Below are 11,212 nucleotides of genomic sequence, written 5' to 3' on the forward strand. Positions count from 1 at the left end.
GTGGATAATAGAGATCGAGCTGTAAGATGCGGTTTCCCACCTGTTTGTAGGTGAGCGTCCGCGGTGCAAGTTGTTTTTCAGTGAGTGGCAAGGCGGGTTCGGTCCATCGAAGCAATGCACCATAATTGTTCCAGATACTCGCTCCCGCTGCTGCCGTCGTCAATAACGCAGCTCCCCCCATTAGCCATGCAGTTTCACGTTTCACTTGATCACCTCCAAAAGACGTGCCAGTTTCTTCACTTTATTATCCTTCTACCCCGTTTTAAAAGAAGTCGAACGTCTCGGTATTCGTACTTGACGCTTCACCAGCGTTCCGCTATAGTGAGAAAGTCCAAATCGGAATAGTTACGTTTTAATAATGGAGGTATCATATAATGAAAAAAATCATTCCCGCTTTAACAGTCGCTTTCGCAAGTGCAAGTGTTCTCGCTGCTTGCGGTTCGAATACCGATTCATCGACTTCAGATAAAACCCAGACAGAAGTCTATGCATCAACGTTCGCGACGGCTGCTATTGCCCGCGAAATCGGAGGGGATCAAGTCAACGTCAAGATGATCGTCCCACCTGGAGCAGACCCCCACTCTTACGAGCCGACGTCAAAACAACTCACCGAGATTGCTAAGGGCGACTTGTTCCTCTTAACCGGTACGACGCTCGAGCCGTATTCGAAAAAAATCCAGGAGAGTCTAAAAGGCACGGATGTCCGCTTCGTCGAGACGAGTAAGGACGTCAACTTACTAGAATCGGATGCTACACTTCATGCACATGAAGAAGAGGAGCATAGTGAAGACGAACATGCCCACGAAGAAGAAGGGCACGATGATCATGCAACGGATGAACATGCGCATGAAGAAGAGGGTCATGACCATGGAAAATACGATCCACACGTCTGGCTCGATCCTGTCAACGCAAAAGCAATGGCACGCTCGATTACAACTGCTTTATCAAAAGAAGTACCAAAAGACAAAGCAACATTCGAGAAAAACTTAAAAGCGTTCGATCAGCAAGCTGATGAATTGGACGAACAATTTAAACAAGCCGTCGCTGATGGATCGAAAAAAGAACTTCTCGTTACGCATGCCGCTTATGGTTACCTCGCAGAACGATATGGTTTCACACAACTACCGATCGCGGGAATTTCTCCTTCCGATGAACCGTCACAAAAGCAACTGGCCGCTTTAGTGAAAGAAGCACGGATGCATGATTTGAAATACGTCGCGTTCGAAGAGACGGTCTCACCAAAGGTCGCACGTGTCATCCAAAAAGAAATCGGAGCTGAATCCGTGACGATTCATAATCTAGAGTCGGTCACGAAAGCGCAACAAAATAGCTCGTATTTCAAGTTGATGGAAGAAAACGTCCAGACGTTAAAACAAGCACTTCAGTAAAGTACAGTTGACACGCGTTACTCAATGCGGTACGGTAAGAAACGTGTTTTACAACAATTGAATGACTTCTTTTTATCGCGAGAAACGGAGGGACTGGCCCAATGATGTTTCGGCAGCGGACGATTTGATTCGTACTGTGCCAAATCCAGCAAGCGAAAGCTTGAGAGATAAGAAGAGCGTCTTTATTTCATAAAGACCTCCTTCTTTCTTGCGAAGGGGTCTTTTTTTGTATCTTTGAGAAACGAGGTGTCAACAATGAATGAAACAATCACGCCTAACAAATGGGCACTGCTTCCTCTGGTCGTATTCCTAGTCCTCTTCATCGGAGCCGGGATCTTCTATGACGACTTTTACAAATTTCCGATCCTTATCGCCGCATTGATCGCTTTGATTTTTGCTGCAATCACGACGAAAGGATCCATCAATCAAACGGTCGAACGAATTGCAACGGGTGCCGGAAATCCCGATATCATGATCATGGTCTTCATCTTCTTATTAGCCGGTACGTTTTCTGGAACGGCAGAAGCAATCGGTGCCATCGATGCAACCGTCAATGCTGCTTTGACGTTCCTACCTCCGTCATTACTGATGAGTGGTCTGTTCATCATCGCCGCCTTCATCTCGATGGCAATGGGAACATCGACTGGAACGATTGCTGCACTCGCGCCGATCGCCTTCGGTATTCATGAAGCGACAGGCATCAACGTTGCGATCGCAGCAGCGTCAGTCGTTGGTGGATCGATGTTCGGCGATAACCTGTCGTTCATCTCGGATACGACGATTGCTGCCGTCCGTACCCAAAAAACGAACATGCGCGATAAGTTCCGGACGAACTTCATGATCGTTCTCCCAGCTGCTATCTTGACGATCATCTTACTTGCGTTCGTTTCTGGCTCTGGCGATACGGTAACAGCCAAAGCATTCGAGTTCTACAAGCTGATTCCATATCTCGCTGTCATCGTCCTTGCGCTATTTGGTGTCAACGTCATCCTTGTCCTCGTCGGTGGTACATTGCTCACTGGTATCATCGGTATGATTGACGGTAGCTTCGGCTTAAGCGGTTTCGTCCTCTCGATGTCAAAAGGAATGATGGGCATGGCGGAGATTTCCATCTTGACACTCCTCATGGGTGGTCTCGTCAGCTTGATCACGTTCAACGGTGGAATTGTCTACTTGAAAGAGACGTTGACGCGCAAGATTTCTCAGCGTCGCGGTGCCGAATTCAGTATGGCAGCACTCGTCAGTGCAACGAATCTCGCAACGGCGAACAATACGATCTCGATTCTCGTCGCTGGACCACTGGCGGCTGAAATCGCTGATACGTACGAGATTGATCGTAAGAAATCAGCGAGTATTCTCGATATCTTCTCTTGTGGTATCCAAGGCATCATTCCGTATGGCGCGCAACTCTTGATTGCAGCAGAATTGACGAAAACGGCTTCACCGGAACTGATTCCGTATCTGTTCTATCCGTTCCTGCTCTTCGTCTGTGGATCGATTGCCATCTTCTTTGGATTGCCACGCATGAAGAAGACAGCGACGAAGCAAGAAAGAATTTCTTCGTAACCATAAAACAGGTCCAATCGCGTCGACGATTGGACCTGTTTTATTATTTTTTCTGCTTCGCTTGTCGTTCTAAGATTAAGTAAGCGATTGCCGGAAGCGGGAATTGAACGAGTCCAGCACCTCCCCAAACCCATGGATTACGTCCTGACTTTCGCGCACTAAGAAACAGACCCACTGCCTGCGTTACTAACAAGGCGCCAATGCTAAGCCAAGTACATTTGGATAGCTGTTTATTCTTTTGAGCCATCTTTTCTCCCCCTCTTTTAACACACGATTAAATCTCATGATTCTTTTCTATTTTACCTTATTTCATTCCTCCATGAGCATGGAAACGGACGTCTTCGTTCGTTCATGCTAAACTAAACGAGCAAATCTAAACTACGTTTTATGAGGAGGAGTAACACATGCAATACGCAAAACTTTCAAACGGTATTACGATTCCCCAAATCGGATTCGGCGTCTGGCAAGTAGACGAAGAAACAGAAGCACCAGCTGCTGTCGCTGAAGCATTACGTGTCGGTTATCGTCATATCGATACGGCTGCTGTCTACAAAAACGAGCGCGGGGTCGCAAAAGGAATCAAGGAAAGCGGCGTGAAACGTGAGGATCTCTTCTTAACGTCAAAAGTCTGGAACGATGATATTCGTGCCGGTCGGACGAAGGAAGCATTCGCAGAATCGCTCGAACGTCTCGAAACAGATTATCTTGACCTCTATCTCATCCACTGGCCGGTCGAAGGCTATATCGAAGCGTGGAAAGCAATGGTTGAACTGTATGAAGCAGGCAAGATCAAAGCGATCGGTGTCTCGAACTTCAAAGAACATCACCTCGATACATTGGCAGAAGAGGGCTTGATGGCACCAATGATCAACCAAGTCGAATTGCATCCACAATTACCACAACATGAACTGCATGAATACTTGCAAGATCACAACATCCAAGTCGAAGCATGGAGCCCACTCATGCAAGGGAAATTCCTCGAAATCAACGATTTCAAGGAAATCGCAGAGAAGCACGGCAAGACACCTTCACAAGTCGTCTTACGTTGGCATCTCGACAACGGCATCGTCGCTCTTCCAAAATCCGTTACACCAGAACGCATTGCGGAAAACTTCGACGTCTTTGATTTCCAACTCGATGCCGATGATCTTGAGAAAATTGACCGTCTGGCAACGGATGTCCGCCTCGGACCGGATCCGGACGAAATCGATTTTTAATCTGACGATTCACGTAAAAGATGAGGCTGACTCAAAAGTCCGTTTCCACAAAGAGAAGGGTGGCAGAACGATGATCTGCCGCCCTATCTCGTAACAAAAAGAATGACGCGTTTCTCGCAAATCCTATAGGAAAAAGCGCATCTTTGCGCTGTCAGAGACAAGCAAGACCCGTTTTCCTGCTTGAATCAAGCAGGAAAATTGGCTTGTGTCTCGCCTGAGGAAAGGGCGTGAAAAGACGCGTCATTCTTTTTTTGAGTCAGCCTCTTGATTCATCTGAACGACGAGAGACCCGTTTCCAGTCTACGACTTGGAAGCGGGTCTCTTTTTTTATGCTTGAAGCTGTTCAGACATAATAAATTAAAATCGTATCTTCCGCTTCTTCTGCTTTTTGAAAATAGGCACGTAAATCAGCAAACTGTTCCCAGATATCCTCGAATTCGCCCGGTGTTCCAGCTTCATCATGAATCGAAGCGAGTGCCCGTTGATCAAAATTCCGCATCACCTCAGCCGATATGATGAGGAGTGGCAAGGGAAGAATACCGACAATCGCCGCTTTTTCTTCGTTGACGATCAACTCTTCGCCAACGATCGCTCGTCCCAGGTTGTAATGTGTGTCTTGATCAATGTAGATATCGATTTGATTCATCAAATGATAGATGGCGTTCGTCTGTTCGAGAGCGAATAATTGTTCATGATCGGGTTGTGTCTCATGAATGAATAAAATCCAGTCCATGATGATGTGGGGATCGTTTCCGAACGACTCCCAGACCGCATCCGTGACGCGGACGAAATGTACGTTTTCCATTCTCCCCCTCCCTTCTGTACTCTGTATTCCCTTTTTAAATTCGTTCTATACAAAAAAAGAGCCAGATTTCTCTGACTCCCTTTCCTTAGATCGCTTTTTCATCTTCTTTTGATTCCTGCCATGCTTCAAGCGTATCTTTCCCCGGCAAGTTTGGAATCGAGTCCGCATAGAATCGCGGCTCTTTCCCTGCTTTTCGTTGTGTCATGTAATCATCTAGGGCAAGCTTCGCAATCTTTGCAAGACGGAAAATCGCATACAGATTGACAATCGCCATGAGTCCCATGAAGATGTCCGCTAACGCCCACACGAGACTAGCCGACTCGACAAGTGAACCGAAGACGATCATGACGAGGACGAGCACGCGGTATGCCATCATGACTTGTTTATTTTCACGGATGAAGTTGATGTTCGATTCACCGTAGTAGTAGTTTCCGACGACGGAACTAAACGCAAATAGGAAGATGGCGAGTGCCATGAATCCTGTCGCAAATGATCCAACTTGTGATGCAAGTGCGCCCTGTGCTAAATCAATACCAGCTAAGGCATCTCCATTCGCATCTTTTGTCGGAACCCCACTGACGAGAACGATCATCGCTGTCGCCGAACAGACCATCAATGTATCGACGAAGACCGCGAATGATTGAATCAAGCCTTGTTTGACCGGGTGAGAGACTTCCGCTGTTGCCGCTGCGTTAGGTGCTGAACCCATACCGGCTTCGTTCGAGAACAAACCGCGACGAATACCATTCAGAACGGCCGCCCCGATTGCTCCCCCTGCTAACGTCTTAAACTCGAATAATCCTTCTTGGAAAATCAATTTAAAGACACTTGGTAATACTTCAAGATTCGTCACCATGATATAGAGGGCGATTAAGATATAACCACCTGCCATGATCGGAACCATGAACGAAGCGACTGTCGCAATACTGCGGACACCGCCAAAAATGATCAGTGCCGTCAAGACGACCAATCCGACCGTAATCCACATCTTATCCACGCCATATTGACTTTGTAGAGAAAGCGAGATCGTATTCGATTGGACAGAGTTGAAGACAAAACCAAATGAGATCGTGATCAGAACACTAAAGACGATTCCTAACCAACGTTGTCCAAGCGCTTTTTCCATGTAATAGGCTGGACCACCACGCCATTCTTTTCCGTCACGTACCTTGTAAATCTGAGCAAGCGTACTTTCGACGAATGCTGACGCCGATCCAATCAAGGCAATTAACCACATCCAGAAGACTGCTCCCGGACCGCCGAGTGCGATTGCAGCCGCTACACCCGCGATGTTTCCGGTACCGACACGTGCTGCCGTACTGATCGCGAATGCTTGAAACGGGGAGACACCGTCTTTTCCATCATCTGTCCCTTGGAACAATAAGCGAATCATCTCCGGAATCATCCGGAATTGAACGAATCGCATCCGAAATGTAAAATAAATGCCTAACACGACGAGTAACGTGATCAATACATTTGTCCATAACAAATCACTGACTCTATTCACTAACGTCATTAATTCCTTTTCCATCAAATCTCCTCACTTCCATCCATCTTTTCTCTCTATTCGTATGTAAGTTTTTTTCACATGTGATTTATCATACGCAATTTTTTTTGAAAAATCAAACTCATCTATACCTCAGATCATAAAAAACGTGTCAAACCTCACATCAGATGTCAGGTTTGACACGTTCACATAAACAGTTTTTAGATTAGATGAACAGATTCAGATTGGCACCGTCCGTTGCACCAAGATAACTCGCGACACCACCGTAATCAATGCCGTCGAGGAGTTCTTCCTTCTTGATGCCCATGATATCCATCGACATCGTGCAGGCGATCATCCGAACACCGGCTGCTTGCGCTTTTGCCATCATCGTCTCGAGTGCATCGACTTGTTTATCCTTCATGACTTTTTTCATCATTTTTTGACCGGCGCCTGCCATGTTCATGTTCGAGAGCGGTAACTCCCCGGCATGCTTCGGCATCATCATGCCCATCATCCGTTCAATGCCGGCTTTCTCGACTGCCGGTGCGTCTGGTTTTCGAATGATATTCAAGCCCCAGAACGTAAAGAACATCGTCACTTGTTTCCCCATCGCTTGTGCACCTTGTGCGATGACGAAAGAAGCGAGTGCTTTATCGAGATCACCACTGAAGACAACCATCGTCGCATCATCTGCTGGATTGACTTGAACTGGTGCTGGAGCTGGTGTCTCTCCTTGCCCTTTTTCAAGCATAACCTCGACGACACCTTGATTCATCTCCGCTGAATGAACTGTGTGACCTAGTTTTTTCGCCCATGCTTGAACGTCTGGTAAGAATCCTGGGTCCGACGCCTTGACGAAAATTTGCTCGCCGTCCGTCATCTGATCAATTTTTGTTTTCAGCTCTAAGATTGGACCTGGGCACTGTAAGCCGCACGTATCGAGCAGCGTCACTTGTTCTGGTGCAGTCTTCGTTGTTGGCTCACGTTTCGTTACCGTCACAGCAGTCTCCTCCTTCGCTTGGCTTCGTGCTTCTTGATCACGACGCACGACCGACCATGTTTTGTAGCCGCCGCTTAAGTTTTTCACATCATAACCGTGTTGTTGCAACAATTGACTCGCAACATATCCACGTAATCCGACTTGGCATGTCACATAGATCGTTTGATCCTTCGGCAGATCAGTCAACTTCTCACGTAACGTCGGTAACGAGATATTAACCGATCCCGGAATCGCGCCTAACTCGTTTTCCGATGGTTCACGGACATCGATTAATAAGCCACCGTTGGCGACGATCGCATCGATTTCGTGCCAATGAACGTTCGCACTGTCACCAAGCACGATGTTCGACGCAATATATCCTGCCATGTTGACCGGATCTTTTGCTGAACTATATGGCGGTGCATATGATAGTTCAAGATCTGGTAGATCAAGCACTGTCAATCCACCTTTAATCGCTGTCGCGAGGACATCGATTCGTTTCTCGACACCTGTCATGCCGATTGCCTGCGCTCCGTAGATCGTTCCTTCGATTGGATCAAACAGTAGCTTCATCGAAATCGGACTCGCCCCTGGGTAATATCCCGCATGCGATCCCGGGTGGAGATGCACGGCTTCATAACGAAGACCGAGCTGACGCAACCGTTTTTCATTGTTACCGGTCGAAGCGACCGTCAAATCAAAGACTTTTGCTACCGCTGTTCCGAGTGTGCCGCTGTACCGAACGTCGCGTCCAGCGATGATGTCAGCAACGAGACGTCCTTGACGGTTTGCCGGCCACGCGAGTGGAACGTGTGTCGCTTCCTTCGTGATATAATCTTTAACTTCAATCGCGTCACCAATCGCAAAGATCGATGGATCGGATGTCCGCAGTTGATCGTCGACTTGAATCGTCTGTTTGATGCCAAGTGTTAAACCAGCATCTGCTGCGAGCGTACTCTCCGGTGCAACACCAATTGATAAGATATTCATCTCGGTTTCGATCACGCGTCCGCTTGTCAGGACGACGCGGCGACCTGCTTCTTCAAAACGAGCGACGCCATCTTCTAGAATCAACTCGACGCCTTTCGCACGCAGATGTTCATGAACGATTGCTGCCATTTCCGGGTCGACCGGAGCCATGACTTGATCCGCCATCTCAACGAGGGTGACGTGCGCCCCACGTTCGACGAGGTTTTCTGCCATTTCGAGACCGATGAATCCTCCACCGATGACGACCGCCCGCTCTGGACGAGTCGTATCGACGTATTCCCGCATCCGGTCCGTATCTGGGATGTTCCGTAACGTAAAGACGTTTGTTGCGTCATCGAGTCCTGGAATGTTTGGACGAATCGGTTTTGCACCTGGAGAAAGAATCAGATGATCGTACGATTCATCGTATTCTTCACCCGTTTCAACATTGCGGATCGTGACCGTCTTCGCTTCACGGTTAATCCGAATCGCTTCCGACAAATTGCGGACATCTAAATTAAACCGTGCATGCATGCCTTCTGGCGTTTGGACGAGTAATTTATTGCGATCTTTGATGACATCTCCGATATAGTAAGGCAGTCCACAGTTCGCGAACGAAATCTCTTTTCCCCGTTCAAGCAAAATGATTTCTGCCGTTTCGTCAATCCGACGCAGTCGCGCTGCTGCCGTGGCGCCGCCTGCGACGCCGCCTACGATGATCGTTTTCATCTGATGATTCCTCCTTGAATTTCTATCTGTCACCTAATATACCCTGTTAGGTATGTCATTTCAAGTCAATTGCTCGTAGATTCACAAACAAGACATATCTCTGCTCTTTTGTATTTTCTTCCTATCTTAACGGACATTAGTTGCAATTCCTTCTGAAATGCTTGAAACTGAATTTATAGTATATAAAGGGGGATTTTGCAATGGACCAGGAACGTAACTCGAACGAATCAAACGAGAACAATAAAGTGACACCGATTCACCAAGATCGTCAACCCGAAACAAACGAACAAGGAATCGCGCCACAACAGCAACAACACTTGGAAGCTTTCCAAGCTTTCCTCGTGGAAAAAGGCATTCCAATGGAAGCACGTGAGAATGAGACACACGTCTTCTTCATGACACAAGAAAAAACACCTGCAGGAGCAGAACCGATGATGATGATCGTCTTCAGTAAGACGACGACAGATGTCGAATTGTTCGCTCGTACGGTGACACACGTACCAGACGGTGTCGAGGATCTACCGATTCTGAACGCCATCAATGACTTCAACCAAGAATTCAAATACTTCCGCGTCGTTCTCGACAGCGACCGTGATGTCACGATCGCATCAACGATCGATCTTGATCACGGCTTCAATCCGGCTGCGATCTTCGGACATTCTGTCATGATGTTCCAAGCATCAGACGAAGTCTACACGTATTTGACAAAACTGTACGAACAGTTCTAATTTCTCATTTTAAAACGGCTTTGGAGCCCTGCTCCAAAGCCGTTTTTTTCTTTAAAGTTCAATTGACAATGAGAATTATTCTCGCTATAGTTAGATTTGTGAAAACGACTACATGACGGAAAACGTCTTATTAATTCTTCTGGGGGAATCACGATTATGAAAAAACGTTTAAAAGTAGCTTCTATCTTCATGGTAGCCGGTATATTGGCTGCCTGCGGTTCGAATGAAACGGATACGACTGCACCGAAAAAAGAGAAAACGGAACAGTCGACAGAAACAAAATCAGCAGATGCGGGGATCGCTGCAACGACACTGACAGATGAATTGACGATCTTCAGCTCAATCAAAACAGAACTCGACAAAGCAAAAGAAGGACAAGCGATCGATTGGAAGATGGTCAAGACAAGTTATGAATCGAAACTAAAAGGTGGTGTCGAGACGACAGCACCAGAGATCGAACAAGTCATCCAGTCTTCTTTAGCAGGTGTGGAAGCGAAGGATCTCGATGAGAACATCGCTCGTCAACTCGTGGATAAAGGTCTACAATCGTATTTCTATAAATTACAAAAAGCAACGCAAGCAAAAGCTGAAGAAGCACTCGTCGCTGGTAAACCGGAAGCTGCAACGGAAGCACTCAAGGATGTTGAAGCGATGGCGAAGACCGTCTTCATTCCGACAGCTGAAAAACGGGACGCGAGCTACGGCTTTAAAAACGAAGACGCCATCGCTCAAGCGATCACATCAGGTCTTGCAGCTCAGCAAGAAGCCATCGACGCGAAAGAACTCGGTGACTTCAATGTTGCGAAACAAGTGACGGATAAATCGATTTATCGTTCCTTCTATTTAGCTGCACTCGGTTATGCACAAAAAATCGAGGATGGCGTCAAAGCTGGTACGGACGAAAAAGAATTACAAATGGAACAAGCAGAAGGATATGGCTTCCTCCTCGCGATCGAAGAATCGTTAGCAGGTGGAGACGAAGAGGCTGTCAAAACACTGAAAGAGCGCTATGATTTCTCAAAAACAAAGCCAGCTGATGTCTCTTACAAAGAAATCGAAGGATTGTTCGCAAAAGCGTTGACGGAAAAAGTCGACGGGTATCATGAAGAGGCACAAGAAGCAATTGAGAAGAAAGACGTCGATACAGCACGTGCAGAAGCAATGGAAGCGAATATGTTCGTCGTTGCGATGAAACCGACGCTTGAGAATCGTCTCGGCAAGGACAAAGCAGCACAAGTCGCAAAAGACGCAAACGAATGGTTCGCCCTCGTCGAAAAAGGTGACGTCAAGGCTGAAACGACAGGTGAACGGATTACAGACGCACTCGAACCACTTAACTAAG

9 protein-coding genes, 1 pseudogene and 1 riboswitch are annotated in these 11,212 nt (G+C 47.1%); of the genes and pseudogenes, 5 read left to right on the plus strand and 5 right to left on the minus strand.

Going from position 1 to position 11,212, the window contains the following annotated elements; genetic code table 11:
* A pseudogene (locus AC3B4V_RS12410) lies at positions 1-205 on the minus strand (alpha/beta hydrolase); the annotation flags it as partial.
* 169 nt (positions 206-374) lie between these two features.
* Between AC3B4V_RS12410 and AC3B4V_RS12415 the strand changes: the two are divergent.
* Positions 375-1,388, plus strand: a complete 1,014-nt coding sequence (locus AC3B4V_RS12415; protein WP_488378614.1) for a metal ABC transporter solute-binding protein, Zn/Mn family — start codon at positions 375-377, stop codon at positions 1,386-1,388.
* Positions 1,389-1,457: 69 nt separating this feature from the next.
* Positions 1,458-1,562, plus strand: a riboswitch (SAM riboswitch).
* An 81-nt stretch (positions 1,563-1,643) separates the two neighbouring features.
* Positions 1,644-2,954 (plus strand): Na+/H+ antiporter NhaC family protein, encoded by a 1,311-nt coding sequence (locus tag AC3B4V_RS12420; RefSeq protein WP_488378615.1) that lies wholly within the window; start codon positions 1,644-1,646, stop codon positions 2,952-2,954.
* A 43-nt stretch (positions 2,955-2,997) separates the two neighbouring features.
* Here the strand turns inward: AC3B4V_RS12420 and AC3B4V_RS12425 are convergent, their stop codons facing one another.
* Positions 2,998-3,201: a hypothetical protein gene (locus tag AC3B4V_RS12425; protein WP_195865969.1), complete on the minus strand. Its 204-nt coding sequence runs from the start codon at positions 3,199-3,201 to the stop codon at positions 2,998-3,000.
* Between the two features lie 157 nt (positions 3,202-3,358).
* Here AC3B4V_RS12425 and AC3B4V_RS12430 point away from each other — a divergent pair, with 157 nt between their 5' ends.
* Positions 3,359-4,171: an aldo/keto reductase gene (locus AC3B4V_RS12430; RefSeq protein WP_050678472.1), complete on the plus strand. Its 813-nt coding sequence runs from the start codon at positions 3,359-3,361 to the stop codon at positions 4,169-4,171.
* Between the two features lie 343 nt (positions 4,172-4,514).
* Here AC3B4V_RS12430 and AC3B4V_RS12435 read toward each other — a convergent pair whose 3' ends face one another.
* The 3 genes from AC3B4V_RS12435 to AC3B4V_RS12445 all read right to left on the minus strand — a co-directional run bounded on the left by AC3B4V_RS12435 (position 4,515) and on the right by AC3B4V_RS12445 (position 9,142).
* Positions 4,515-4,976: a hypothetical protein gene (locus AC3B4V_RS12435; RefSeq protein WP_029342856.1), complete on the minus strand. Its 462-nt coding sequence runs from the start codon at positions 4,974-4,976 to the stop codon at positions 4,515-4,517.
* A gap of 85 nt (positions 4,977-5,061) precedes the next feature.
* The gene (locus AC3B4V_RS12440) at positions 5,062-6,507 is read right to left on the minus strand and encodes an alanine/glycine:cation symporter family protein (protein WP_488378616.1); all 1,446 of its coding nucleotides are present in this window, start codon (positions 6,505-6,507) and stop codon (positions 5,062-5,064) included.
* 181 nt (positions 6,508-6,688) lie between these two features.
* The gene (locus AC3B4V_RS12445) at positions 6,689-9,142 is read right to left on the minus strand and encodes a CoA-disulfide reductase (RefSeq protein ID WP_488378617.1); all 2,454 of its coding nucleotides are present in this window, start codon (positions 9,140-9,142) and stop codon (positions 6,689-6,691) included.
* A 200-nt stretch (positions 9,143-9,342) separates the two neighbouring features.
* Between AC3B4V_RS12445 and AC3B4V_RS12450 the strand changes: the two genes are divergently transcribed.
* Together AC3B4V_RS12450 and AC3B4V_RS12455 are read left to right on the plus strand one after the other, a co-directional pair.
* Positions 9,343-9,870 (plus strand): type III secretion system chaperone family protein, encoded by a 528-nt coding sequence (locus tag AC3B4V_RS12450; RefSeq protein ID WP_023469644.1) that lies wholly within the window; start codon positions 9,343-9,345, stop codon positions 9,868-9,870.
* A 156-nt stretch (positions 9,871-10,026) separates the two neighbouring features.
* Entirely contained in the window at positions 10,027-11,211 is a 1,185-nt protein-coding gene (locus tag AC3B4V_RS12455; RefSeq protein ID WP_488378618.1) for a hypothetical protein, read from the plus strand.
* The last annotated feature ends 1 nt before the right edge of the window (position 11,212 follow it).

The sequence above is a fragment of the Exiguobacterium sp. E17S genome (assembly GCF_057772545.1).